This is a genomic window from Arthrobacter sp. CJ23 (genome assembly GCF_024741795.1).
Lineage (GTDB): Bacteria > Actinomycetota > Actinomycetes > Actinomycetales > Micrococcaceae > Arthrobacter.
On record NZ_CP102950.1, the window covers coordinates 109,872 to 135,771 of the forward strand.

Genomic DNA, 25,900 nt, shown 5'->3' on the forward strand with positions numbered 1-25,900 from the left:
CGAGAGAAAGTGAGTCGACAGCGATGTCAGCTCGAAAGACCATCTCCAAGCTCGCCTCCATCGGCGGCATCTGCACGGCAGTCGCCCTCACGGCGACTGCATGCGGCGCAGGGGGCCCGGCGTCGTCGGGAAGCGCTGCAAGCTCCATCAATGTCCTCGTCGAAGCCGGCGGCCACGCCGAACTCACCGGCATCGCCGAGCAGTGCAAGAAGGACACCGGCATCGACGTCAACTTCGTCGAACTGCCCTACGACGGCCTGTTCAACAGGCTCTCCAGCGAATTCTCCTCCGGCGCCGTTTCCTTCGACGTCGCCGCCCTGGACTCAGTCTGGCTCCCCAGCTTCAAGGACGCCGTCCAGCCGATCGACGAGCTCTTCACCGATGAGGCCAAGAAGGACATCTTCCCGGCGCTCGTCAAGGAAGCCAACGTGGATGGCCACTACATCGGCATGCCCGCGTGGACCAACGCCGAGATCATCCTCTACCGCAAGGACCTCTTCGAAGACGCAGCCAACAAGGCCGGCTTCAAGGCCAAATACGGCTACGATCTCGCGGCACCCACCACCTGGAAGCAGTACCAGGACATCTCCGAGTTCTTCACCAAGGACGGCATGTACGGCACGGACGTCAAGGGTGCCGTGGAAACCGAATGGATGGCCCACGTCCTCCAGGCCGGGTCTCCCATGGTCCTGGATGCCAACAACAACGTGGTGATCGACAATGCCGCCCACAAGGAGGCACTCGACTTCTACACGAGCCTGTCCAAGTCGGCCCCCCCGGGCGCCGCTCAGGTTGACTGGGCCGCCGCGCAGAACCTGTTCAACCAGGGCAAGACCGTCATGACCCGCTTCTGGGCACACGCCTACCGGCAGATCCCCAAGGACGCCCCGGTGTACGGCAAGGTGGGCACCGCAGCCATGATCGGCGGCTCCGCCGGCGTCGCAGGCGTCCCCGGACCGTGGTACCTCTCGGTCCCCAAGGCCACCAAGAACGCGGACAACGCCAAGAAGTTCGTCAAGTGCGCCTACGAGCACAACAGCATGGGCATCGAATCCAGCCTGGGCCTCGCGGCACGTATCTCGGCCTTCGAGAAGTACCAGGACAAGCCCGGCTATGAGAGCTTCAAGCCGCTCATCGAAACGCTCAATGCCAAGGCCACGGCAACCCGCCCGGCCACGGCCAAGTGGCAGCAGATCGTGGACACCGTCCTGATCCCCACGCTGCAGAAGTCGGTGGCCGGCGGCGACAGCAAGGCCCTCCTGAGCGAGGCCAAGACCCAGGTCCAGGCGCTCCTCAAGTAAGACACCGCGGCCGGCACCGGCATCAGCCGTGCCGGCCGCGGACCCAACCAGCGGAAGAGAACCCCGTGCGTATCCCTGATCGCCGCTTCGCCCTCTACCTGATGACCCCGGCGGCGTTGTTCCTCGCAGTATTTGTTGCCTACCCGTTGTTCAGGCTCGTGGCCGACAGTTTCTTCAAGATTTCCCCCATCGTCGGCGGTCCACGCGACTTCGTCGGCCTGGACAACTACTTCCGGGCCTTCGCCTCCGAAGCCTTCATGGGCGCCGGCTGGCGGACCCTCGCCTACACCGTGGTGGTGGTGACCCTCGAGTTTGCGCTGGGCCTCGGCATGGCGCTCCTCTTCACCACCCTCGGCCGCAAGTCCCAGGTGTGGCGGACAGCCTTCCTGTACCCGCTCATGATCGCCCCGATCGTGGCCGGACTGCTGTGGAAGTTCCTCATGATCGACAACTTCGGCCTCATCGGGACTCTCCTGCACCAGGCCGGCATCCTGTTCAACCCCAACCAGATCGGCTGGCTGTCCGACCCGGACATCGTGCTCTTCTCGGTCGCCATCCCGGACATCTGGCTGACCACGTCGTTCATGTGCCTGGTGTTGTTCGCCGGGCTCCAGAACATCCCCGGCGACCTCATCGAGGCCGCCCGCCTGGACGGTGCCAGGGCCCCGGCGCTCCTGTTCCGGATCATCCTCCCGTTGCTCCGGCCGGTCATCGCCGTGGCACTGGTGGTCCGTGGCATCGATGCCGCCCGTGCCTTTGACACCATCCTCATCCAGACCAACGGCGGCCCGCAGTCCGCCTCCGAGACCATGAGCCTGCTGATCTACCGGACCATGATCCGCTTCGGCGATCCGGGACTGGCCAGCGCCATGGGCACCATCTACCTGGTGGCGATGCTCGCCGTCGCGTTCTTCGCGGTGACCACCATCTGGCGACCAGGAAAGGACAGTTGATGAGCGTGGCAGTAAAGCAAGCAACAGAAGGTGCCATGACCAGCCGAACCGTTGCGCCGCCGTCGGGCGCCACCAGCCCAAGCGGCCCGCGCAAGCGCCGTGGAGTCAATCGCGAAGGCCTTGAGGCGGGACGCCGCAGTACCCGGACTCTTCTCTGGATCCTGCTCGTCGCCGCCATGGTGCTGTACGGCTTCCCGTTCCTGTACCTGCTCTTCACGTCCTTCAAGACCCCCATTGATACCATCGCGGTCCCGCCCACCATCCTCCCCAGGGAATGGACGCTGGAGAACTACACCAACGCCCTGGGCCGCAGCGGCGTGCTGGCCTCCATCATCAACAGCACCCAGACGGCCATCATCAGCACCCTGCTATCGCTGCTCCTGGCCGTACCGGCCGCCTACGGCATCACCCGGTACAAGACCGCCAGCGGACGCGTGTTCATCATGGCCGCGCTGGTGACCCGCATGGTGCCACCGGTGGCGATCGGCATCCCGCTGGCGTCCATGATGGCCTCGGTCGGCCTGGCCGATACCCCGATTGCGCTGTCCATCGCCCACACCACCATCTCGCTGCCCCTTTCCATCTGGCTCATGTCCAGCTTCTTCGAAGCGGTTCCCCGTGACCTGGAGGAAGCGGCGACCGTGGACGGTTGCAGCAGGCTCGGCGCCCTCTGGCGGGTGGTGATCCCCGTGGTCTCCGGCGGCATCGCCGTCACCGCGATCTTCGCCTTCCTGGCCTCCTGGAACGAATTCCTCTTCGCACTCCTGATGACGGCGATCCGCTCGCAGACCACCCCGGTGGTGATCGCCAACTTCCAGACCCAGTTCGGCCTGGACTGGGGATCCATGACGGCGCTCGCAGCCGTCTACTCGATCCCGGTCATCCTCCTCACGCTTCTCTTGCAGCGCAAGATCGTGGCAGGCATGACGCTCGGCGCCGTCAAGGGCTAGACCATCTTTGAAACAACACTGAAAGGCACGCAAGAGAACATGGACGTGGGAGACAGATGAGCAACAAGAACATCGGCATCAAGGACGTGGCCATCGCCGCCGGCGTCTCCGTGACGACTGTCTCCCATGTCCTCAACGAGGTTTCCTACGCCAGAATCAGCCCCGAAACCAGGGACAAGGTCAGGGCCATTTCGGAGCAACTAGGCTATGGCCCCAACCGCCTTGCCCAGGCCCTTCGCACCCAGAGGACCGGCATGCTGGGCCTGGTCAGCGAGGATATCGCCACCACGCCCCACGCCGGCCGGATCATCCTCGGCGCTGACGAGGCCGCCAGAGCCCGGGGGTACAACCTCATGATCATCAACACCTCCGGCTCGTCCAGCCTCGAATCCCGGCAGGCCGACGTCGAGACCCTCCTGGAACGCCGGGTGGACGGAATCCTCTACGCCACCATGTACCACCGCAACGTGGAGCTGCCGGCCAACCTCGGCAGCGTGCCCTCCGTCCTGGTCGACTCGGTGGCCATCGGCGGAAACATCACAGCCGTGATCCCGGACGAAGAACGTGGTGCACGCGCCGCCGTGGGCGCGCTCCTCGAAGCAGGCCACACCCGGGTGGGCTTCATCAACAACACCGATGATGTCCCCGCAACCCGGGACCGCCTCCAGGCCTTCCGGACCATGCTGACTGAAGCAGGGCTCGACGGCGACGCGGCACCTGTCGAGTCCGAGGTCTCCGAGGTGCAAGGGGGCTATGAAGCGGCCCGGCGGATCCTGGCACGCGAGGACCGGCCCACCGGCTTGTTCTGCTACAACGACCGGATGGCGATGGGAGCCTACCGCGCCGCTGCGGAGTTGGGACTTGCGATTCCCGCTGATCTTTCAGTCGTCGGCTTCGATGACCAGGAACTGATCGCCGCCAACCTTTACCCGGGCCTCACCACCGTGGCCCTGCCTCACTACGAGATGGGTGCTTGGGCCACCGAGCACCTGATTGACGCCGTCGAGGGGAAGACCGACCTTACCCTCATGGCACTCCACCCGACCATTCTGAGCTGCCCCCTCGTGCGCCGTGATTCCGTCGCGGCTCCGCGGCCATAGGCAGCCAGCCCCTTCCACTTCCCCAGAGGAACGCCACACATGTCCAGTTGCCTTGACGCCGCACGCCCGGAAACAGCCCCGGCCGAAACCTCCAGGTTCCGGCCTGCCGTCCACTTCACGGCAAGGGATACCTGGCTGAACGACCCCAATGGCCTGGTTTTCCTCGACGGCGTGTACCACCTCTTCTTCCAGAGCAACCCGTACGGCAACGTCTGGGGCAACATGTCCTGGGGCCACGCCACCTCCCCTGATCTGTTGCACTGGACGGAACATCCCGTTGCCATTGCCTGCGACGAGGCAGAGGACATCTTCTCAGGGAGTGTCGTAGTCGACCACGGCAACACGTCCGGTTTCGGCACGGCGGACGCACCTGCCCTCGTGGCCATTTACACCAGTGCCTACAAAGCCGGGTCCGAACACAGCGGCACTCAGGCCCAGTCTCTGGCCTACAGCACAGACGCTGGGATGACGTGGCGAAAACACGGAGGAAACCCTGTCCTCACCAGAAACTCCGCGAACTTCCGCGATCCCAAAGTCTTCCGCTATCAAGGGGACCAAGGTGCCTACTGGGTCATGGTCGCCGTCGAAGCGCAGCACCAAAAGGTGGTCTTCTATCGTTCGGAAGACCTCAAATCCTGGGACTTCCTGAGCGACTTCGGGCCGGCCAACGCCGACGCCGGCGAATGGGAATGCCCCGATCTCTTTCCCCTGGCGGTGGACGGGGACCCGGGCAACATCAAATGGGTACTGATCGTAAACATTAACCCCGGCGCAGTGGCTGGGGGTTCCGGTGGCCAGTACTTCATCGGGCACTTCGACGGCGCCCGTTTCCTCCCGGACGCCGGTGCACTCGCGGCGCCAGCAGGAGTGGCCTCCCTCACCGACCCCAAGGCGGCCGCTGCAGCCTTGCAGCAATGCCTGTGGCTGGACTGGGGACGCGACTGCTACGCCTCCGTATCTTTTAGCAACGCCCCGGATGGCCGGCGCATCATCATCGGTTGGATGAACAACTGGGACTACGCCAACGAGCTGCCCACCGCCCCTTGGCGGTCCTCGATGACCCTCGCCCGCGAACTGCGCCTCACAGCAATCAACGGCTCCGCCCGTCTGATCCAGCAGCCGGTCCTGGCCGAGCCCTGCGCAGGAGAAGAGCTGCCCACTGCCAAGGACCAATTGAACGCAGACACCTTTGAGCTGCGAAATTCAGCCCTCCGGTTGCCGGACGCGGTGCCCGGCAGCGCCCACATCATTGAGGCGGAGATACTGCCCGGAAGCGCCGAACGCTTTGATTTCCGGCTCTTCGGAAGCAGTGACGGGAGCAAGGGCACCATTCTTAGCTACGACACAAGCCGCGCGCAGCTCATCCTTGACCGCAGACGGTCAGGAAACACCGGCTTCCACGGGAAATTCGCTTCGGTCGAGTCGGCACCAGTTGACCTTGAAAACGGTGTACTCAAATTACTGATCGTCGTGGACCACTGCTCGGTTGAAGTCTTCGTCCAGGGCGGCAAGGTCGTCCTGACTGATCTCATCTTCCCCGAAGCCGAAAGCCCGGAGAACTGGCTATCGGCTGCGGGAGGCTCAGCAACAGTACTGAAGCTCGCGGTCTCAACACTCTCCTAATCCGAAAGGTCCAGAATGCCAACAGCCCAGCACACCGACGATGACTCCAAACCGAGCATTGATGTCCTTGTTGTCGGTGAAGCCCTCGTGGACATCGTTGTCTCTCCCCAAGGCACCGTGGAGCACCCCGGTGGGTCACCCGCAAACGTTGCCTACGGACTCGGACGGCTGGGTGCGGACACCGCATTGTTGACCTCGATCGGCGACGACCACCATGGCGCCGCTATCGAGAAGCACCTTCGGAGTGCCGGTGTTAACCTCTTGCCCGGTTCCAAGGGCCGTGGCGGAACCGCTACGGCGACTGCGATTCTGGCTTCCGATGGTTCAGCACACTATGACTTCGACATCCGGTGGGACCTCCCGCGGATCGCTCCGGCGAGCCTTCCCAACGTCCTGCACACCGGCTCGATTGCTACCTTCCTGGCGCCGGGAGCGGCAGTGGTAAGGGAGCTTCTCGAGCAAGCACATAAGCGCTGTGTGGTCACCTACGATCCCAACATCCGCCCTGCATTGCTCGGCAGCCAGTTTGAGGCAAGAACCCTCTTCGAGGAACTTGTCCCGTTCACGGAGGTAGTTAAACTCAGCGACGAGGACGCACTGTGGCTCTATCCGCAGCTATCCCTGGAAGACATCTCAAAACGTATCCTTGAACTTGGGACCAGACTCGTCGCCGTCACGATGGGAGCGGAGGGATCCCTGCTCACAACGGGAGGCACGCGGGTCATCGTTCCCTCGGTTAAGTCAGCCGTGGTCGACACCATTGGGGCCGGCGACTCGTATATGTCTGCCCTGATCTATGGACTCCTCAGGCGCGGAGCAGATGGGCTGGCACCGTCGGCGCTGGAGTCGCTGGGCCGCATGGCATCCAAAGCAGCGGCCATCACAGTACGCCGCCCAGGCGCTCACCCTCCAACGTCAGAGGAACTACGGGAGGAACTCCCGGAGCATCAACCGGTGGCCCAATGAAGCCCGACCACAACACAAGGGAAGAACCCATGTCAAGCAACAACTACTACGACGTGACTACGTGGCCCGTCGGTAATGCGTCCAAGGACGTCGGTGAAGTAATCAACAGCATCATCGCCGACATCAAGGACCGGCAGAGGGCCACCGATGAGAACAATGGCGGAAAGCCAGGCGCGGTGATCTACATTCCGCCCGGGGACTACCACCTTCGTACGCAGGTGCTGATCGACGTCAGCTTCCTCAGGATCGAGGGCTCGGGACACGGCTTCACGTCATCGAGCATCCGGTTCAACGTTCCCGAAGACGAATGGCCCGACCTGCATGAGCTGTGGCCCGGCGGGAGCCGCATCATCGTCGACCTTCCCGTTGCCGCGGACGGGGAGGAATCCAAGGGAGCCGCCTTCTATGTTGAGCGGAGCGGGAGCCCGCGGATCAGCTCGGTGGAGTTCTCCAACTTCTGCATCGACGGCTTGCACTTCACCCCGGATGGCTCGGGGATGCATCCGGAGAACAGCTACGTCAACGGCAAGACCGGCATCTATGTCGCGAATGCCAATGACTCATTCCGCATAACCGGCATGGGGTTCGTCTACCTGGAGAACGCTCTCACCATCTACAACGCGGACGCGCTTTCCATTCACGACAATTTCATCGCTGAATGCGGAAGCTGCATCGAGCTGCGCGGGTGGGGACAGGCGTCAAAGATCACCGACAACCTGGTCGGGGCAGGTTTCAAGGGTCACTCGATCTACGCCGAGAACCATGGCGGGCTCCTGATAACCGCGAACAACGTCTTCCCCCGTGGTGCGAGCAGCGTCCATCTCAACGGCGTCACGCGTTCAAGCGTCACCAACAACCGCTTGCACTCGTTCTATCCCGGGATGGTGGTTCTCGCAGCGAACAGTTCGGAAAACCTCGTGGCCACGAATCACTTCCTGCGTGACCATGAGCCCTGGACGCCCTTCCTGGGAGTCGACAACGGACTGGACGACCTCAACGGACTTCTCTGTGTCAGCGGAAGCAACAACTCTGTGGTCGGCAACCACTTCTCCCAGATCATCGACTCGCAGAGCATCCGGCCTGCAGGTGCGACGCCTGTCATCATTCGGCTGATGGAGGGGGTTGGCAACTTCGTCTCCAACAACCACGTGGTGGCGATGGACGTTCACGCCACGTCAAGTGACGACTGCTTCGAAGGTCAGGTGGACGCTCTGTTGACCACCGCGGCTTCGGACGCCCTCGCCGTTACGGCCGTCATGGTCGATTCCGAATCAGCCCGGAACACGATCCTTGATTCCGGAAGTGACGCCCAAGTTATCGCAGACAGGGCTCTTAATGCCTTGAGGGCCACACCCACCGTCGCTTAGGCGGCAGCAGCGCGCAGGAACACTTCGGGCTCTGAAGCATGTACCGTTTCCACATCGGACCGGCAGCAGGACCGGCTAGTTGAGGACGTGGGAAACCGTTGAGTTACAAGAACATTGGCATCAAGGATGTTGCCGTTGCCGCCGGCGTATCTGTGACCACGGTTTCCCACGTCCTGAACAACGTCTCGTATGCCAGGATCAGCCCTGAGACCCGGGACAAGGTCAAGGAGGCGGCCGCGCGCCTGGGATACGGCCCCAACCGCCTGGCACAGGCCCTTCGCACCCAGCACACGGGCATGCTTGGCCTGATCAGCGAGGAAATCGCCACCACACCTCACGCAGGCCGGATCATCCTGGGCGCCGACGAGGCGGCCAGGGCCCGCGGCTACAACTTGATGATCATCAACACCTCCAGCGCGGCCAGCCCGGAATCCAGGGAGGCCGACGTCGAGGCCCTCCTCGAGCGGCGCGTGGATGGCATCCTGTACGCCACCATGTACCACCGCGAGGTGGCCGTCCCGGCGAACCTGGCCCGTGTGCCCTCAGTTCTGGTGGACGCCGAAAGCCTCGCCAGAGACATGACGTCGGTGGTCCCGGACGAGGAAGGCGGGGCCCGGGCTGCTGTCCAGAGCCTGCTCGACGCCGGCCACACCCGGATCGGCTTCCTGAACAACACCGACGACGTGCCCGCCACCCGCGACCGCCTCCGCGGCTTCCGGGAGACTCTGTCAAAGGCAGGGCTCGACGGCGATGCGGCGCCCGTTGAGGCTGAGCTGTCCGAGGCCCGGGGCGGCTACGTGGCCGGGCGCCGCATGCTGCAGCGTCCAGACCGCCCTACGGGCCTGTTTTGCTACAACGACCGCATGGCCATGGGCTTCTACCGGGCGGCTGCGGAGATCGGGCTGAGGATTCCCGAGGACCTGTCCGTGGTGGGCTTTGATGACCAGGAGCTCATCGCAGCCAACCTCTACCCGGGCCTCAGCACGGTGGCCCTGCCGCACTATGAAATGGGCGCCTGGGCCACGAACAACCTCATCGATGCCATTGAGGGGAAGACGGACCTCGCCCTGCTCTCCTCCCACCCCACCATCCTTGACTGCCCCCTGGTGCTCCGCGACTCCATCGCGCCACCCGCCGCCTGACCGCCCAACCACGGGTCACGGCAGGTGCTGCAGGGTTTCATGTACGCCTAGAGGGAACTTTTGCCTTTTCCTATGCGTGAATCACTCCGAACGGTGTAAAGCTAGAAACTGACGCAGCACCACACAGCGCGCAGACTATTGCGCCTTGCAGCACTACCAGGAGGGACGGGGCCAAGCCCCGATCAGATGAAAGCTAAGAGTTTCTTCAAGGGCCCGGGCATCTGGATTGTTGTCGTAGTCGGCTTGCTCCTGGTGGCCTTCGCAACGTTTTCCCCAGGCGGATCCACACGTATCGACACCAAGGACGGCCTCGCGCTCCTTTCCCAAAGCGGGAAGGTGGAGCAGGCCAAGATCTTCGATGCCGAGAACCGCGTTGACCTGATCCTGAAGGACAACCTGGTCCTCGACGGCCAGGACAAGGGCAAGAACATCCAGTTCTTCTATGTCACGGACCGCGGACCGGACATCGTCAAGGCCGTCACCAACGCCAATCCCGCCAAGGGTTTCACCGACCAGCCCGTTGAGAACAACTGGTTCTCCGGGCTGTTCTCCCTGCTGATCCCGGTGCTGCTGCTCGGCGTGCTGTTCTGGTTCCTGCTGTCCCGCATGCAGGGCGGCGGCTCCAAGGTGATGCAGTTCGGCAAGTCCAAGGCCAAGCTGGTCAACAAGGACATGCCGCAGGTGACGTTCTCCGATGTCGCGGGCGCGGACGAGGCCGTTGAAGAGCTCCAGGAAATCAAGGAATTCCTCCAGGAGCCGGCCAAGTTCCAGGCCGTGGGCGCCAAGATCCCCAAGGGCGTGCTGCTGTACGGCCCTCCGGGCACCGGCAAGACCCTCCTGGCCCGCGCCGTCGCCGGCGAGGCCGGCGTGCCGTTCTTCTCCATCTCCGGCTCGGACTTCGTGGAAATGTTCGTCGGCGTGGGCGCGTCCCGTGTCCGCGACCTCTTCGAGCAGGCCAAGGCCAACTCCCCGGCCATCATCTTCGTTGACGAAATCGACGCCGTGGGACGCCACCGCGGCGCCGGCATCGGCGGCGGCAACGACGAGCGCGAGCAGACCCTCAACCAGCTCCTGGTTGAGATGGACGGTTTCGACGTCAAGACCAACGTCATCCTGATCGCCGCCACCAACCGCCCGGACGTCCTGGACCCCGCGCTGCTGCGCCCGGGCCGCTTCGACCGCCAGATCACCGTGGAAGCCCCGGACCTGATCGGCCGCGAGCAGATCCTCAACGTCCATGCCCAGGGCAAGCCGATGGCCCAGGGTGTGGACCTCAAGGGCGTCGCCAAGAAGACGCCCGGTTACACGGGTGCGGACCTGGCCAACGTGCTCAACGAGGCCGCCCTGCTGACCGCCCGCTCCAACGCCAACCTGATCGACGACCGCGCCCTGGACGAGGCCATCGACCGCGTCATGGCCGGCCCGCAGAAGCGCAGCCGCGTCATGAAGGAACACGAACGCAAGATCACCGCGTACCACGAAGGCGGCCACGCCCTGGTGGCGGCGGCCCTGCGGAACTCCGCCCCGGTCACCAAGATCACCATCCTGCCCCGCGGCCGTGCCCTTGGCTACACCATGGTGGTCCCGGAGGATGACAAGTACTCGGTCACCCGCAACGAACTCCTGGACCAGATGGCCTACGCCATGGGTGGCCGCGTTGCCGAGGAAATCGTGTTCCACGACCCCTCCACGGGCGCCTCGAACGACATCGAAAAGGCCACCTCCACGGCCCGCAAGATGGTCACCCAGTACGGGATGAGCGAGCGGATCGGCGCCGTCAAGCTCGGCAGCGGCGGCGGCGAGCCGTTCCTTGGCCGCGACATGGCCCAGGAACGCAACTACTCTGACTCGGTGGCCTACATCGTGGACGAGGAAGTGCGCCGCCTGATCGACCAGGCCCACGACGAGGCCTATGCCATCCTGACCGAGAACCGCGATGTCCTGGACCAGCTGGCCCTTGAGCTGCTCGAGCGGGAGACCCTCAACCAGGCCGAGATCGCCCACATCTTCAGCGATATCCGCAAGCGCGATTTCCGCGAAGTGTGGCTCTCCAAGGAATCCCGTCCCGTCCAGACCATCCCCCCCGTGGAATCCCGTGCGGAGAAGTCAGAGCGCGAGGCCCAGGAAGAGGCCAAGGCCGCACGTCTCAAGGAACCCCTTGATGCCCAGTCGCCGCACCCGCAGGGCGTCGGCAGCCAGGAGCCGTTCCAGGGCTCCGGGCCCGACGGCGGCACCGACACTACTACGCTTCACGGCTAAGCTTTCTGCTGTGACTCATTTCGACGACGACGACCACTCCGCCGCCGGCGGCCACTCCGCGGGCAAGCCGGGAGGCCACTCAGGCCACAAAGTGGACCGCCCGCGCATTGAAGCGGCTGTCCGCGAAATCCTGCTGGCCATCGGCGAGGACCCGGAGCGCGGCGGGCTGCTGGACACGCCCAAGCGCGTGGCCAAGGCGTATGCCGAGGTCTTCGCGGGCCTGCACCAGCACCCGGCGGACGTCCTGTCCACCACGTTTGACCTCGACCACGAGGAACTGGTCCTGGTCAAGGACATCCCGTTCTACTCCACGTGCGAGCACCACCTGGTGCCGTTCCACGGCGTCGCGCACGTGGGGTACATCCCCTCGCACGACGGCAAGGTGACCGGCCTCAGCAAGCTTGCGCGGCTCGTGGACATCTACGCGCGCCGTCCGCAGGTGCAGGAACGCCTCACCACGCAGATCGTCGAAGCCCTCGTGAACCACCTGAACCCCCGCGGCGCGATCGTCGTGGTGGAATGCGAACACATGTGCATGTCCATGAGGGGCATACGCAAGCCCGGCGCCAAGACCGTCACCAGCGCAGTGCGCGGGCAACTCCATGACCCGGCCACCCGTGCCGAGGCCATGAGTCTCATACTCGGAAGGTAACAAACACATGGATTCCCTCGCTGCAGCACCCGGAACCGGCCCGGCCACCAGCCCCCTGCCGATCCTCCGCAAGCCGCTCCCGGCGGCCAGGTTCCAGGACCTGCCCACGGACCGCACGCTCGTCATGGGAATCCTCAACGTCACCCCGGATTCCTTCAGCGACGGCGGCAGCCACAAGACCCCGGACTCGGCCATCGCGCTGGGCCTGCGGATGTTCTACGCCGGTGCGGACATCATCGACGTCGGCGGCGAATCCACGCGCTCCGGTGCCGAGCCGGTTGACCCGGCCGAAGAGCAGCGCCGCGTGATCCCCGTGATCCAGGCCCTGGTCAAGGCCGGCGCGCTGGTCAGCATCGACACCATGCACACCTCCACGGCAGCGGCCGCCGTGGAAGCCGGCGCGGCGATCATCAACGACGTCTCCGGTCTGACCATCGAGCCGGGCATGCCCGAACTCGTGGCCCGCACCAAGGTGCCGTACGTCCTCACGCACCGCCGCGGCGATGCCAAGACCATGGACAGCCTCACCGACTACGGAAACGTGGCGGACGACGTCGTGGCAGAGCTGCGCGAGGTCCGCGACAAGCTCTACGCCGCCGGTGTGGCACCCGAGCAGATCATCGTGGATCCGGGCCTGGGGTTCTCCAAGAACGAGGCCCAGAACTGGGAACTCCTCAAGAACCTCCCCAAGCTCAATGCCCTGGGACACAAGGTCCTGGTGGCGGCATCACGCAAGCGCTTCCTCGGCACTCTCCTGACGGTGTCCGGCAAGTCCGCGGCGCCGCTGGAACGCGATTACGCCACCGCCGCCATCACGGCGCTCAGCGCCGCCGGGGGAGCCTGGGCCGTCCGCGTGCACGACGTCGGCCCCAGCCTTGACGCTGTCAAGGTCGCCGCGCGCATCAAGCAGTGATCGGGGGACATGCTGTGGACAGGATTACTCTGACCGGAGTCACCGCCGTCGGCTACCACGGGGTGTTTGATTTCGAACGCCGCGACGGGCAGCCGTTCGTGGTGGACGTGGTGCTGCACACCGACTTCACCAAGGCTGCGGAGACCGATGACCTCCAGTACACGGCGCATTACGGCGAGGTGGCCGAGCTGATCACCTCCCTCATCGAGGGCGAGCCGCTGAACCTGATCGAGGCCCTGGCCGTCCGCATCGCAGACGCCATCCTGGCCGGCTTCAACGTGGGCGCCGTCGATGTCACCGTCCACAAGCCCAAGGCGCCCATCGAGGTGCCCTTCGGCGATGTCACGGTCAGCGTGCACAGGGCCCGGCCGCACGGGTCCCGTCCACTCCAGGACCGGCCATGAGCACCGCATTCACCAAAGCGGTCCTCGCGCTCGGCAGCAACCTGGGGGAACGCAACGACACCCTGTCCACCGCCGTCGCGGACCTCGTGGACCGGCCGGAAGTCCGGCTCCTGGGCGTCTCGCCAGTAGTCCAGACCAAGCCCGTGGGAGGTCCTGCCGGGCAGGCGGACTTCCTGAACATGGTCATCGCCGTGGAGACCACCCTCGCGCCGCTTGAGCTGCTGCAGCACTGTCACGACGTCGAACAGAAGCACCACCGCGTGCGCGAAATCCGCTGGGGGCCGCGGACCCTGGACGTGGACATCATCGTCTTCGGGGACTTTGTGAGCGACGACGAAAAACTGACCCTGCCCCACCCCCGCGCCGCCGAACGGGCCTTCGTTCTCTACCCCTGGTCGCTGCTGGATCCTTCCGCGCAGCTCAACGGGCAGAGCGTCGGCGAGCTCGCCGCGCAGGCTGCCGACATGCCGGACATCCGCCCGTTCGACGGCTACGGCGACGTCGCCGGAGTGCCCGCCACCGGCGCGGTGGAGTAGCCCATGAAAGCCATCCGTCCGCTCCTTCTGGTGATCATCGCCGTCGTTGTTGCCGCGGTGGGCTGGCTGGCCGCCCTGGCGGCTGGCCGCTACAGCCTCGCCACCCCCGTGCTGCCACCCTCGGCGCTGGTGACCATGGGCGTGATTGCCGCGCTCACCCTGGTCATGGGCATCCGCGTGCTGCGCTGGCGCAACGGCAAGAAGAAGACCATGCTGAACCCCATCCTGGCGGCCCGGACGCTGGTCCTGGCCCAGGCCTGCGCCTACGCGGGCACGGTCCTGCTGGGCTGGCATGCCGGGATCGCGGTTGACCTGCTCCGGATCTGGAGCCTGCGCAGTGACCAGGGAATCCTGTGGCTCACGCTCCTGATGGGCGGCGGCGGCCTGGTCATGGTTGCCGTGGGCCTCGTTGTTGAACGGTTCTGCCGGATCCCCCCGGAGGACCTGGAAGGCGGGACCGGCGTTCCGGATCCCCGCCGCGGTGAACCCAAGGGTGAAGGCGAATATGCATACCGAGGCGATTGACCCTCCCGGCGTCCAGTGGCTGCGGGTGTCGCCCAAATACGTCACGGTCCGGCTGGTCGAGTGGGCCATCGGCAACCTGATCTCCATCGCCGTGGTATCCCTGCCGCTGCTGCTCGTGCTCCTGGGCTGGTGGTCGTGGCCGCCGCTGTGGCTTGCCACCTGCGTCCCGGCTGCCATGCTGGTCCTCGCCCTGTGGCGGCTGGTGCTGATTCCGCGCCAGGTCCGGGCCATCGGCTACGCCGAACGCGACGACGATCTCCTGATCCGCCGGGGCATCTTCTTCCAGCGCACCATGGTGGTCCCGTACGGACGCATGCAGTACGTGGATGTTGCCGTGGGCCCCGTCGAGCGCAGCCTCGGCCTGTGCACCCTCAAACTCCACACGGCCTCGGCCGGAACCAACGCCCTGCTCCCAGGACTGCCTGCCGCCGAGGGCGCCCGCCTGCGCGAGCAGCTTTCGGCCCGCGGTGAAGCCAGGCTGGCCGGGCTGTGACCCAGCCAGGCACCGCCGCAGGCCCGTCGGCCAACGCGGCCGACGGCGACTGGCAGCGCGTCCACCCGGCGTCACCGTTCGTGCGGGGCTGGGTGGCGCTGGCCGCCGTCGGCTATTTCTTCGGCCGCGACACCTTTGAACGCCTGCTCCAGGGCCGGGACCTCGTTGACCCCAACCTCAACGGCCGCGCTCCGTGGCTGCTCGCCGGGGGCGGCATCCTGCTGCTCCTGACCGTGGGCGGCTTCATCCTGAGCTGGTACTTCACCCGCTACCAGGTGGCCGAGGGCTACGTCCGCGTGAACACCGGCTTCCTCTTCAAGCAGCAGCGCCAGGCCCGCCTGGACCGGGTGCAGGCCATCGACGTGGTGCAGCCGCTGCTAGCAAGGATCTTCGGGCTTGCCGAGCTGAAGTTTGAAGTGGCCGACGCCGGCGAGTCGGCCGTGCGGCTGGCGTACCTGCCGCTCGCGCAGGCCAAGCAGCTGCGTGCCACCATCCTGGCGCGCGCCGCCGGCGTGGTGACGGGCCCGGAAACCGTGGACGCCCCGGAGGCGCCCGAGCACGTGGTGCTCTCCGTGCCGCCGGGCCGGCTCATCGGATCACTGGTCCTCAGCGAACAGACAGTGGCCGTGTTCCTGGGAGCTGTGGCCTCAGTGGTCCTCTCCGTGCTGACCGAGAGCGGCGCCTTCTACCTGTATCTGATTCCGGCCGTGCTGGGCATCGGCGCCGCCTATTGGAGCTCCTTCAACAGGGGCTACAACTTCACGGCCGCGATTTCCCCGGACGGCATCCGCCTGCGCTACGGGCTCCTGGACACCCAGGCCCAGACCCTGCCGCCGGGCCGGATCCAGGCGCTCAAGGTGTCGCAGCCACCGCTGTGGCGCATCCTCGGCTGGTACCGCATGCAGGTCAACGTTGCCGGCTACGGCGGCGCCGCCGGCAACGAGGGCGCGGCGCGCACCACGCTCCTTCCCGTGGGGCCCAAGTCCGATGTCATGAGGATCCTTTCGCTCGTCCTCCCGGATCCCGGCACCGATGATCCGGAACGGGTCTTCACGGCCGGGCTCCAGGGCCTTGACTCCGACGGCGGTTTCGTCGCCACTCCGCGCAGCGCCCGGCTCCTGGCGCCCCTGGGCTGGCGCCGCAACGGCTTCCTGGCCACCGGCACTGCACTGCTGATCCGCTCGGGCCGCTGGTGGCGGCAGCTCGTGCTGGTCCCGCACCAGCGCACCCAGTCGATGGCCCTGCACCAGGGCCCGCTGGGCCGCCGCTTCGGCGTGGCCGACCTGGTCCTGCACACCACCGCCGGCCCGGTTGTTCCCCGTCTCATCCAGGCGGGCGTGGGGCAGGCCGTGGAGCTGTTCGACCTGCAGGCGGCCCGCGCCCGCGAGGCCAGGAAACGCCAGACCAGCGAGCAGTGGCTGGCCCAGGTGGCCCCGCCACCTGCCCCGCCGGCACCGCCGTCCCCGTCGGTCATCCCGACGGCACCACCACCCGCACCCCATCACCCCGCAGCAACCCAGGAGGATCCGCAGCATGGCTAGGCCAGGACGACTCGGTATCGGCATCATCGGCGCCGGTAAGGTGGGCGCCGTCCTCGGTGCCGCCCTGCGCGCGGCCGAGCACGCCGTCGTCGGGGTTTCCGCGGTCTCGGAAGCGAGCCGCGAACGTGCCGAATCCCTGCTTCCGGGCGTCCCCGTCCTGGAGATCCAGGACATCGTGGAGCGTTCCCAGCTCGTGCTGCTCGCCGTCCCGGACGACGTCCTGGGCGAACTGGTGGAAGGCCTCGCCAAGCTGGGCGCCTGGCAGCCCGGCCAGCTGGTGGCCCACACCTCCGGCCGCTTCGGCGTCGGGATCCTGCAGCCGGTCCGCGCCGCCGGGGCGATCCCGCTGGCCATGCACCCGGCCATGACATTCACGGGCATGAGCCTGGACCTCACCCGGCTGTTGGACTGCACCTTCGGCGTCACGGCGGATGCCGCCATGCTGCCGATCGCCCAGGCGCTGGTGGTGGAGATGGGCGCGGAGCCCGTGTCGATCGCGGAGGCGGACCGCACCCTCTACCACGCGGCCCTCGCGCACAGTTCCAACCACATGGTCACGCTGGTCGCCCAGGCATCGCAACTGCTGCGCGACGTCGGCGTCGACGCACCGGAACGCATGCTGGGGCCGCTCCTGCGCGCCACGCTCGAAAACGCCCTCGCCTCGGGCGAGTCTGCCCTGACCGGCCCGGTGGCCCGCGGCGATGTGGGCACCGTTTCCGCGCATGCCCAGGCCCTGGCGGAGTACGACGGCGGTGCCGGCGGCGACGTCCTCGAGGCGTACCGCGCGATGGCCCGCGCCACCGCCCGGCGCGCCGGTAACCGCGGGCTGCTCAAGGCGGGGCAGCTGGATGAGATCAACAACGCCCTGGGCACGGATCCCTCGGCGCCGGAAGGACACTGAAACACCATGGCCATCAAACTCGTGACCACTGCGGCTGAACTTCGGGCGGAGAGCGCGCGGCTCCTCGCCGAAAAGAAGGGCAGCTCCCAGGGGCTGGTGCCCACGATGGGCGCCCTGCACGCCGGGCATGCCGCCCTGGCGCGCACCGCCGTCGAGCAGAACGACGTGGTGGTGGCCACCATCTTCGTGAACCCGCTGCAGTTCGGCGACGCCGTGGACCTTGACCGCTACCCGCGCACCCTCGACGCCGACCTGGGCCTCCTCGATGCCGAAGGCGTGGACCTCGTCTTCGCCCCCTCGGTGGAGGAGGTCTACCCCTTCGGCGAGCCGATGGTCCGCGTGACCGCCGGTGCGATGGGCAACACCTGGGAAGGCGCCTCCCGTCCCGGCCACTTCGACGGCGCCCTCACCGTGGTTTCCAAACTGCTGCACTACGGACTGCCCGGCGGGGCGGCCCCGGATGGTTCGACGGCGGCCTACCGCGCCTACTTCGGCCAGAAGGACGCCCAGCAGCTGTCCTTGGTGAAGCGCATGGTCTCGGACCTGAACTTCCCGGTGGAGATCGTCGCCGTCCCCACAGTCCGCGATGACGACGGCCTCGCCCTGTCCAGCCGCAACCGTTTCCTGTCTGGAGACGAGCGCGAGGCCGCGCTGGTCCTGTCCCGCGCGCTCCGCCTGATCGGGCAGCGCGCCCAGGCGCACGAACCGCTCGACCTGGACTCCGCCGTCGCGCTGGTTGAATCACAGCCGCTGGTTCAGCTCGACTATTTCGACGTCGTCGATCCCCGCACCCTGGAACCGCTCGCCGAGAACTGCAGGGAAACCCCGTTCCGCGGAGAGGGCCTGGCGATCATCGCCGCAAAGGTGGGGCCGGTCAGGCTGATCGACAACGCACCGCTGAATTCCTAACGATTGGATTTTTTCCCGTGACGGGAATGCTGCGGAGACTTAGACTGTTGGAATCTGCACCGGCATGGATCGCCGGAACCAACGCCCTAAAGCTGAGGAATCCTCATGTCTACCGACGTCACGTCCGACGCCCATAACGACCCAGTCCCCACCCAGGCGGCTCCCACAACCGGCGACAAGATGTCGCGCGAGTCCGTAACCGTCATCGTCACGCTGCTGGTGGCCACCTTCGTGGTGATCCTCAACGAGACCATCATGAACGTTGCCCTGCAGCGCCTCATGACGGACCTCCACGTGGACGCCCCCACGGTCCAGTGGCTCGCCACCGGCTTCATGCTGACCATGGCCGTAGTCATTCCCACCACCGGATTCATCCTCCAGCGCCTCACCACACGGGCGGCCTTCCTCCTGGCCATGGGCCTGTTCAGCGGAGGCACCCTGCTCGCGGCGCTCGCTCCGGGCTTCCCCGTCCTGCTGCTGGCGCGCATCGTGCAGGCCGGCGGCACGGCCATCATGCTGCCGCTGCTCATGACCACCATCCTCACCCTGGTGCCGTTGGCCCGCCGCGGTGCCGTGATGGGCAACGTGACCATCGCGATCTCCGTGGCCCCGGCACTCGGGCCCACGGTGTCGGGCATCATCCTGGACCACTTCTCCTGGCGGTTCATGTTCGTGTTCGTGCTGCCCGTGGCGCTGGCCGCCATGGCCATCGGCGCGCGCTTCCTGACCAATGTGGGCGAACGGGGCAAGACCACCCTGGACTTCGCCTCCGTGGTCCTCACGGTTCCCGCCTTCGGCGGCCTGGTCTACGGGCTGAGCCAGATCGGCGGCGCGGGTGCGGGTGTGGGTCCGGTGATTGCGCTGGTTGTCGGCATCATCTGCCTCGTGGTTTTCGTGCTGCGCCAGCTCAGGCTCCAGAAGTCCGACGCCCCGCTGCTGGATCTCCGTGCCTTCAATTTCCGCATGTTCACTGTGTCCACGCTGCTCATGGTTGTGGCCATGATGGCGCTGTTCGGCGGCGTGATCCTGCTGCCGCTGTACCTGCAGAACGTCCTGCACCTGCAGCCCATGGAAACCGGGCTGGCGCTCCTGCCGGGCGGCCTCGCAATGGGCCTGCTCGGCCCCGTGATCGGCCGGCTCTTCGACAAGGTGGGCCCGTTGCCGCTGACGGTCTCCGGTTCCGTGCTCATGGTGCTGACCCTGTGGCAGTTCTCCGCCCTCAATGAGGCAAGCCAGCTCTGGTGGGTCATCACCCTGCATGTGCTGCTGAGCCTGGGCCTGGCGCTGCTGTTCACGCCGGCGTTCACCACAGGCCTGAACCCGCTGCCGCCGCACCTCTATTCGCACGGCTCGGCAATCATGAGCACGGCGCAGCAAGTTTCCGGTGCTGCGGGCACGGCCCTGCTGGTCTCGATCTTCGCTGCGGTCTCCGCGGCCTCGGGACTCGTAGCCGGGATGCACGCCGCCTTCCTGACCGCGACCGTCATTGCCATCGCGGCCGTTGTCCTCTCCGCCATGATGCGCAAGACTCCTGGTGCTGCCGGACACTGATCCGGCCAGCAGCAGCCAACAACGCTCCTTCGCTTTGGCGGGGGAGCGTTGTTCTGTTTGGGGTGGATTTGCGTGGGGGTGTGGGTGGGTGTATTGTTTTCTGAGTCGCCGGGTGCGGAACGGAAAGCCGGAAGGTGTGTATGTTTCGGATGGCGGCCAAATAATCTCCTTTTTCCAATGGCTTGTTGGTGTGTCTTTTGTGGCGTGCTGGCGGGTGATGAATCATGGGGTCTGTTGTTTGAGAACTCAATAGTGTGCCAAGTTTGTTGATACCGATTTGTTTTTATGAATTGGTTGATTTGCCGGGTTGCCCGCACCCCCGTGTGTGGTGGCCTGGTTTCAGCTGGTTTCAAATTTTGTGCAGCCTTCTTTCCCCGTGTTTCCGGGGGTGTTGGTTGTGTCTGTTTTTGTTTTACTTCAACGGAGAGTTTGATCCTGGCTCAGGATGAACGCTGGCGGCGTGCTTAACACATGCAAGTCGAACGATGACCCGGTGCTTGCGCCGGTGATTAGTGGCGAACGGGTGAGTAACACGTGAGTAACCTGCCCTTGACTCTGGGATAAGCCTGGGAAACTGGGTCTAATACCGGATACGACCGCTCACCGCATGGTGTGGTGGTGGAAAGCTTTTGCGGTTTTGGATGGACTCGCGGCCTATCAGCTTGTTGGTGGGGTAATGGCCTACCAAGGCGACGACGGGTAGCCGGCCTGAGAGGGTGACCGGCCACACTGGGACTGAGACACGGCCCAGACTCCTACGGGAGGCAGCAGTGGGGAATATTGCACAATGGGCGAAAGCCTGATGCAGCGACGCCGCGTGAGGGATGACGGCCTTCGGGTTGTAAACCTCTTTCAGTAGGGAAGAAGCGAAAGTGACGGTACCTGCAGAAGAAGCGCTAGAGCTAACTACGTGCCAGCAGCCGCGGTAATACGTAGGGCGCAAGCGTTATCCGGAATTATTGGGCGTAAAGAGCTCGTAGGCGGTTTGTCGCGTCTGCTGTGAAAGACCGGGGCTCAACTCCGGTTCTGCAGTGGGTACGGGCAGACTAGAGTGATGTAGGGGAGACTGGAATTCCTGGTGTAGCGGTGAAATGCGCAGATATCAGGAGGAACACCGATGGCGAAGGCAGGTCTCTGGGCATTAACTGACGCTGAGGAGCGAAAGCATGGGGAGCGAACAGGATTAGATACCCTGGTAGTCCATGCCGTAAACGTTGGGCACTAGGTGTGGGGGACATTCCACGTTTTCCGCGCCGTAGCTAACGCATTAAGTGCCCCGCCTGGGGAGTACGGCCGCAAGGCTAAAACTCAAAGGAATTGACGGGGGCCCGCACAAGCGGCGGAGCATGCGGATTAATTCGATGCAACGCGAAGAACCTTACCAAGGCTTGACATGGACTAGTAACGCCTGGAGACAGGCGCCCCTCTTGAGGCTGGTTCACAGGTGGTGCATGGTTGTCGTCAGCTCGTGTCGTGAGATGTTGGGTTAAGTCCCGCAACGAGCGCAACCCTCGTTCTATGTTGCCAGCGCGTGATGGCGGGGACTCATAGGAGACTGCCGGGGTCAACTCGGAGGAAGGTGGGGACGACGTCAAATCATCATGCCCCTTATGTCTTGGGCTTCACGCATGCTACAATGGCCGGTACAAAGGGTTGCGATACTGTGAGGTGGAGCTAATCCCAAAAAGCCGGTCTCAGTTCGGATTGGGGTCTGCAACTCGACCCCATGAAGTCGGAGTCGCTAGTAATCGCAGATCAGCAACGCTGCGGTGAATACGTTCCCGGGCCTTGTACACACCGCCCGTCAAGTCACGAAAGTTGGTAACACCCGAAGCCGGTGGCCTAACCCCTTGTGGGAGGGAGCCGTCGAAGGTGGGACCGGCGATTGGGACTAAGTCGTAACAAGGTAGCCGTACCGGAAGGTGCGGCTGGATCACCTCCTTTCTAAGGAGCACCATCATCGCCCCGAAGGGACCGCATGGTCCTGGAGTGGGTGTGTGGAAGCAAAGCCCATTGCGCAGGCATTCGTCCTGCGGTGGGTGCTCATGGGTGGAATATCAACGAATCAGACTTGTTTTGGCATGGCCGTCGCGGCCGTGTCCTGGTGCCAGTACGGCGCCCGCGCCCCCTTGGGGGTGTGGGTGTTGGGAACGCGCCGGGGCGTGGGATGCGGGGTTGTGTTTGGCGCACTGTTGGGTCCTGAGGCAACAGGACCTGCAGCAATGCGGGAACCTCCTGGGGTTTCTGTTTTTCCTGCCTTCACCGAACACGCACGGTGGCCGCCCTCTTGGGGGTGGCTGGTGTGTGGGGTGTGGGGGACGGGGTTGTTGTTTGAGAACTACATAGTGGACGCGAGCATCTAGGCATGCGCATGGCCGTTCCTTCGGGGGCGGGGCGTGTGTGTGTCTTACAGCAATTTCTTTTTATGAAGAACCTGGCCCTTGTGGTCATGGTTCTCTCGAGAAAGCTTTTGATCTTTGTGTGGTCAAGTTTTTAAGGGCACACGGTGGATGCCTTGGCATTAGGAGCCGAAGAAGGACGTAGGAATCTGCGATAAGCCTGGGGGAGTTGATAACCGAACGGTGATCCCAGGATGTCCGAATGGGGAAACCCCGCCAGACGCGCGAGTGATCTGGTGACCCGCATCTGAACACATAGGGTGCGTGGGGGGAACGCGGGGAAGTGAAACATCTCAGTACCCGCAGGAAGAGAAAACAAGAGTGATTCCGTTAGTAGTGGCGAGCGAACGCGGATCAGGCTAAACCGTTCCATGTGTGATAGCTAGGCGGGCGTTGCATGGGCGGGGTTGTGGGACTTTCCGTACTGGTTCTGCCGGACCGGTGGGGTGTGGAGTGCAGGCATAGGTGAACGGTCTTGAAAGGCCGGCCAGAGAGGGTGTGAGCCCCGTAACCGAAATGTTGTGCACCGCCTGGAGAGGATCCCAAGTAGCACGGGGCCCGAGAAATCCCGTGCGAATCTGTCAGGACCACCTGATAAGCCTAAATACTTCCTAATGACCGATAGCGGACCAGTACCGTGAGGGAAAGGTGAAAAGTACCCCGGGAGGGGAGTGAAACAGTACCTGAAACCGTGTGCTTACAATCCGTCGGAGCAGCCTTGTAGCTGTGACGGCGTGCCTTTTGAAGAATGAGCCTGCGAGTTAGTGTTACGTCGCGAGGTTAACCCGTGTGGGGAAGCCGTAGCGAAAGCGAGTCTGAACAGGGCGATCGTAGTGGCGTGATCTAGACCCGAAGCGGAGTGATCTACCCATGGCCAGGTTGAAGCGACGGTAAGACGTCGTGGAGGACCGAACCCACTTCAGTTGAAAATGGAGGGGATGAGCTGTGGGTAGGGGTGAAAGGCCAATCAAACTCCGTGATAGCTGGTTCTCCCCGAAATGCATTTAGGTGCAGCGTTGCGTGTTTCTTGCCGGAGGTAGAGCTACTGGATGGCCGATGGGCCCTACAAGGTTACTGACGTCAGCCAAACTCCGAATGCCGGTAAGTGAGAGCGCAGCAGTGAGACTGTGGGGGATAAGCTTCATAGTCGAGAGGGAAACAGCCCAGACCACCAACTAAGGCCCCTAAGCGTGTGCTAAGTGGGAAAGGATGTGGAGTTGCGAAGACAACCAGGAGGTTGGCTTAGAAGCAGCCACCCTTGAAAGAGTGCGTAATAGCTCACTGGTCAAGTGATTCCGCGCCGACAATGTAGCGGGGCTCAAGTACACCGCCGAAGTTGTGGATTTCAGACATGGCCTAGCCTTCGTGGTTCAGGCGTCTGGAGTGGTAGGGGAGCGTCGTGTGGGCGGTGAAGTCGCGGTGTAAACCAGCGGTGGAGCCTACACGAGTGAGAATGCAGGCATGAGTAGCGAAAGACGGGTGAGAAACCCGTCCGCCGAATGATCAAGGGTTCCAGGGTCAAGCTAATCTGCCCTGGGTAAGTCGGGACCTAAGGCGAGGCCGACAGGCGTAGTCGATGGACAACGGGTTGATATTCCCGTACCGGCGAAAAACCGCCCATGCCAAGCGGGGGATACTAACCGCCCGGAGCCTGCCCAATCACCCTTGTGGTGTGCGGGTTTTGGCCGAGCGCGGGACCTGATCCCGGGAGGTAAGCGTATTAACAGGTGTGACGCAGGAAGGTAGCCGGGCCGGGCGATGGTTGCCCCGGTCTAAGGATGTAGGGTCAGGGATAGGCAAATCCGTCCCTGTGTGTTCAATCACGTTCCTGAGATCTGATGGGACTCCCGCAAGGGGGATCCGGTGATCCTATGCTGCCTAGAAAAGCATCGACGCGAGGTTTTAGCCGCCCGTACCCCAAACCGACACAGGTGATCAGGTAGAGAATACTAAGGCGATCGAGAGAATTATGGTTAAGGAACTCGGCAAAATGCCCCCGTAACTTCGGGAGAAGGGGGCCTGCCCCGTGATGGAGACTTGCTCTCCGGAGCGGGTGTGGGCCGCAGAGACCAGGGGGAAGCGACTGTTTACTAAAAACACAGGTCCGTGCGAAGTCGCAAGACGATGTATACGGACTGACTCCTGCCCGGTGCTGGAAGGTTAAGAGGACCGGTTAGCCACTTCGGTGGCGAAGCTGAGAATTTAAGCCCCAGTAAACGGCGGTGGTAACTATAACCATCCTAAGGTAGCGAAATTCCTTGTCGGGTAAGTTCCGACCTGCACGAATGGAGTAACGACTTCCCCGCTGTCTCAACCATAAACTCGGCGAAATTGCAGTACGAGTAAAGATGCTCGTTACGCGCAGCAGGACGGAAAGACCCCGAGACCTTTACTATAGTTTGGTATTGGTGTTCGGAGTGGCTTGTGTAGGATAGGTGGGAGACGTGGAAGCCCGGACGCCAGTCCGGGTGGAGTCATCGTTGAAATACCACTCTGGTCACTTTGGACATCTAACTTCGGCCCGTGATCCGGGTCAGGGACAGTGCCTGATGGGTAGTTTAACTGGGGCGGTTGCCTCCTAAAAAGTAACGGAGGCGCCCAAAGGTTCCCTCAGCCTGGTTGGCAATCAGGTGTCGAGTGTAAGTGCACAAGGGAGCTTGACTGTGAGAGAGACATCTCGAGCAGGGACGAAAGTCGGGACTAGTGATCCGGCGGTACATTGTGGAATGGCCGTCGCTCAACGGATAAAAGGTACCTCGGGGATAACAGGCTGATCTTGCCCAAGAGTCCATATCGACGGCATGGTTTGGCACCTCGATGTCGGCTCGTCGCATCCTGGGGCTGGAGTAGGTCCCAAGGGTTGGGCTGTTCGCCCATTAAAGCGGTACGCGAGCTGGGTTTAGAACGTCGTGAGACAGTTCGGTCCCTATCCGCTGCGCGCGCAGGAAATTTGAGAAGGGCTGTCCTTAGTACGAGAGGACCGGGACGGACGAACCTCTGGTGTGTCAGTTGTACTGCCAAGTGCACCGCTGATTAGCTACGTTCGGATGGGATAACCGCTGAAAGCATCTAAGCGGGAAGCTCGCTTCAAGATGAGATTTCCAAACACCTCGTGTGTGAGAGGCCCCCAGCCAGACCACTGGGTTGATAGGCCGGATGTGGAAGACAGGACCAAAGACTGTTGAAGCTGACCGGTACTAATAGGCCGACAACTTACACCACACAAACAAAACACTTGCTTGCGTCCACTATGTGGTTCCCGACCAACAAACCCAAACCGCGGTTTGCACGGCACAGGAACACAACCACAACTAAACAACAACAACACCACACCTGCCCGCACGGGCAGGAACATGTTGTAACCACGGATTTCCCACCCCCGCCACCGCCAGGTGAGTGCGGGGGACGGGACACA

Annotated in this window: 19 protein-coding genes and 2 rRNA genes; all 21 read left to right on the forward strand. The window is 63.8% G+C overall.

The features are described from left to right. Positions 1-23 precede the first annotated feature (23 nt). The 21 genes from NVV90_RS00540 (at position 24) to NVV90_RS00640 (ending at position 25,707) form a co-directional block, all read left to right on the forward strand. Complete coding sequence (locus NVV90_RS00540; RefSeq protein WP_258439259.1) at positions 24-1,301, forward strand: ABC transporter substrate-binding protein; 1,278 nt, start codon at positions 24-26, stop codon at positions 1,299-1,301. A gap of 65 nt (positions 1,302-1,366) precedes the next feature. Next, positions 1,367-2,254 carry a carbohydrate ABC transporter permease gene (locus tag NVV90_RS00545; RefSeq protein WP_258439260.1) on the forward strand — a complete coding sequence of 296 codons (888 nt, stop codon included), beginning with the start codon at positions 1,367-1,369 and terminating at the stop codon, positions 2,252-2,254. A 35-nt stretch (positions 2,255-2,289) separates the two neighbouring features. Further along, positions 2,290-3,204 (forward strand): carbohydrate ABC transporter permease, encoded by a 915-nt coding sequence (locus tag NVV90_RS00550; RefSeq protein ID WP_258439261.1) that lies wholly within the window; start codon positions 2,290-2,292, stop codon positions 3,202-3,204. Between the two features lie 56 nt (positions 3,205-3,260). After that, the gene (locus NVV90_RS00555) at positions 3,261-4,304 is read left to right on the forward strand and encodes a LacI family DNA-binding transcriptional regulator (RefSeq protein ID WP_258439262.1); all 1,044 of its coding nucleotides are present in this window, start codon (positions 3,261-3,263) and stop codon (positions 4,302-4,304) included. Positions 4,305-4,343: 39 nt separating this feature from the next. Further along, a complete protein-coding gene (locus tag NVV90_RS00560) occupies positions 4,344-5,927 on the forward strand; it encodes a glycoside hydrolase family 32 protein (protein ID WP_258439263.1) in 1,584 nt (527 codons plus the stop codon). A gap of 15 nt (positions 5,928-5,942) precedes the next feature. Further along, positions 5,943-6,893, forward strand: coding sequence for a carbohydrate kinase (locus tag NVV90_RS00565; RefSeq protein ID WP_258439264.1), 951 nt, complete (start codon positions 5,943-5,945; stop codon positions 6,891-6,893). A gap of 29 nt (positions 6,894-6,922) precedes the next feature. Next, on the forward strand, positions 6,923-8,260 hold the full coding sequence (locus NVV90_RS00570) for a right-handed parallel beta-helix repeat-containing protein (protein WP_258439265.1): 1,338 nt from the start codon (positions 6,923-6,925) through the stop codon (positions 8,258-8,260). A 98-nt stretch (positions 8,261-8,358) separates the two neighbouring features. Continuing rightward, positions 8,359-9,402 (forward strand): LacI family DNA-binding transcriptional regulator, encoded by a 1,044-nt coding sequence (locus NVV90_RS00575; protein WP_258439266.1) that lies wholly within the window; start codon positions 8,359-8,361, stop codon positions 9,400-9,402. 186 nt (positions 9,403-9,588) lie between these two features. After that, on the forward strand, positions 9,589-11,661 hold the full coding sequence (gene ftsH / locus NVV90_RS00580; RefSeq protein WP_258439267.1) for an ATP-dependent zinc metalloprotease FtsH: 2,073 nt from the start codon (positions 9,589-9,591) through the stop codon (positions 11,659-11,661). Between the two features lie 10 nt (positions 11,662-11,671). Next, on the forward strand, positions 11,672-12,313 hold the full coding sequence (gene folE, locus NVV90_RS00585) for a GTP cyclohydrolase I FolE (RefSeq protein WP_258439268.1): 642 nt from the start codon (positions 11,672-11,674) through the stop codon (positions 12,311-12,313). Positions 12,314-12,320: 7 nt separating this feature from the next. Continuing rightward, on the forward strand, positions 12,321-13,226 hold the full coding sequence (gene folP, locus NVV90_RS00590; protein ID WP_258439269.1) for a dihydropteroate synthase: 906 nt from the start codon (positions 12,321-12,323) through the stop codon (positions 13,224-13,226). 14 nt (positions 13,227-13,240) lie between these two features. Then, positions 13,241-13,630: a dihydroneopterin aldolase gene (folB, locus tag NVV90_RS00595; RefSeq protein ID WP_258439270.1), complete on the forward strand. Its 390-nt coding sequence runs from the start codon at positions 13,241-13,243 to the stop codon at positions 13,628-13,630. Beyond that, a complete protein-coding gene (folK, locus tag NVV90_RS00600; protein WP_258439271.1) occupies positions 13,627-14,166 on the forward strand; it encodes a 2-amino-4-hydroxy-6-hydroxymethyldihydropteridine diphosphokinase in 540 nt (179 codons plus the stop codon). The genes folB and folK overlap by 4 nt, the downstream gene beginning before the upstream one ends. Positions 14,167-14,169: 3 nt before the next feature. After that, on the forward strand, positions 14,170-14,691 hold the full coding sequence (locus NVV90_RS00605; protein WP_258439272.1) for a DUF3180 domain-containing protein: 522 nt from the start codon (positions 14,170-14,172) through the stop codon (positions 14,689-14,691). After that, positions 14,672-15,184, forward strand: coding sequence for a PH domain-containing protein (locus NVV90_RS00610; RefSeq protein ID WP_258439273.1), 513 nt, complete (start codon positions 14,672-14,674; stop codon positions 15,182-15,184). Before NVV90_RS00605 ends, NVV90_RS00610 begins: the two co-directional genes overlap by 20 nt. Then, complete coding sequence (locus NVV90_RS00615) at positions 15,181-16,725, forward strand: PH domain-containing protein (protein ID WP_258439274.1); 1,545 nt, start codon at positions 15,181-15,183, stop codon at positions 16,723-16,725. The genes NVV90_RS00610 and NVV90_RS00615 overlap by 4 nt, the downstream gene beginning before the upstream one ends. Beyond that, entirely contained in the window at positions 16,718-17,626 is a 909-nt protein-coding gene (locus NVV90_RS00620) for a Rossmann-like and DUF2520 domain-containing protein (protein WP_258439275.1), read from the forward strand. Before NVV90_RS00615 ends, NVV90_RS00620 begins: the two co-directional genes overlap by 8 nt. A gap of 6 nt (positions 17,627-17,632) precedes the next feature. Next, on the forward strand, positions 17,633-18,535 hold the full coding sequence (gene panC / locus NVV90_RS00625; RefSeq protein WP_258439276.1) for a pantoate--beta-alanine ligase: 903 nt from the start codon (positions 17,633-17,635) through the stop codon (positions 18,533-18,535). 105 nt (positions 18,536-18,640) lie between these two features. Then, positions 18,641-20,086 (forward strand): MDR family MFS transporter, encoded by a 1,446-nt coding sequence (locus tag NVV90_RS00630; protein ID WP_258439277.1) that lies wholly within the window; start codon positions 18,641-18,643, stop codon positions 20,084-20,086. A gap of 417 nt (positions 20,087-20,503) precedes the next feature. Continuing rightward, positions 20,504-22,030, forward strand: a 16S ribosomal RNA gene (locus NVV90_RS00635). A gap of 539 nt (positions 22,031-22,569) precedes the next feature. Then, a 23S ribosomal RNA gene (locus tag NVV90_RS00640) occupies positions 22,570-25,707 on the forward strand. Together the 16S and 23S rRNA genes form the textbook arrangement of a ribosomal RNA operon. The last annotated feature ends 193 nt before the right edge of the window (positions 25,708-25,900 follow it).

Excerpts from the sequence above, each read along its gene's own strand:
- NVV90_RS00550 (WP_258439261.1), top strand. The coding sequence starts at position 2,290 with ATGACCAGCCGAACCGTTGCGCCGCCGTCGGGCGCCACCAGCCCAAGC.
- NVV90_RS00605 (WP_258439272.1), top strand. The coding sequence starts at position 14,170 with ATGAAAGCCATCCGTCCGCTCCTTCTGGTGATCATCGCCGTCGTTGTT.
- ftsH (WP_258439267.1), top strand. The coding sequence starts at position 9,589 with ATGAAAGCTAAGAGTTTCTTCAAGGGCCCGGGCATCTGGATTGTTGTC.
- NVV90_RS00570 (WP_258439265.1), top strand. The coding sequence starts at position 6,923 with ATGTCAAGCAACAACTACTACGACGTGACTACGTGGCCCGTCGGTAAT.
- NVV90_RS00560 (WP_258439263.1), top strand. The coding sequence starts at position 4,344 with ATGTCCAGTTGCCTTGACGCCGCACGCCCGGAAACAGCCCCGGCCGAA.
- NVV90_RS00610 (WP_258439273.1), top strand. The coding sequence starts at position 14,672 with ATGCATACCGAGGCGATTGACCCTCCCGGCGTCCAGTGGCTGCGGGTG.
- folP (WP_258439269.1), top strand. The coding sequence starts at position 12,321 with ATGGATTCCCTCGCTGCAGCACCCGGAACCGGCCCGGCCACCAGCCCC.
- folK (WP_258439271.1), top strand. The coding sequence starts at position 13,627 with ATGAGCACCGCATTCACCAAAGCGGTCCTCGCGCTCGGCAGCAACCTG.
- NVV90_RS00540 (WP_258439259.1), top strand. The coding sequence starts at position 24 with ATGTCAGCTCGAAAGACCATCTCCAAGCTCGCCTCCATCGGCGGCATC.
- NVV90_RS00555 (WP_258439262.1), top strand. The coding sequence starts at position 3,261 with ATGAGCAACAAGAACATCGGCATCAAGGACGTGGCCATCGCCGCCGGC.
- NVV90_RS00630 (WP_258439277.1), top strand. The coding sequence starts at position 18,641 with ATGTCTACCGACGTCACGTCCGACGCCCATAACGACCCAGTCCCCACC.
- NVV90_RS00620 (WP_258439275.1), top strand. The coding sequence starts at position 16,718 with ATGGCTAGGCCAGGACGACTCGGTATCGGCATCATCGGCGCCGGTAAG.
- NVV90_RS00565 (WP_258439264.1), top strand. The coding sequence starts at position 5,943 with ATGCCAACAGCCCAGCACACCGACGATGACTCCAAACCGAGCATTGAT.
- panC (WP_258439276.1), top strand. The coding sequence starts at position 17,633 with ATGGCCATCAAACTCGTGACCACTGCGGCTGAACTTCGGGCGGAGAGC.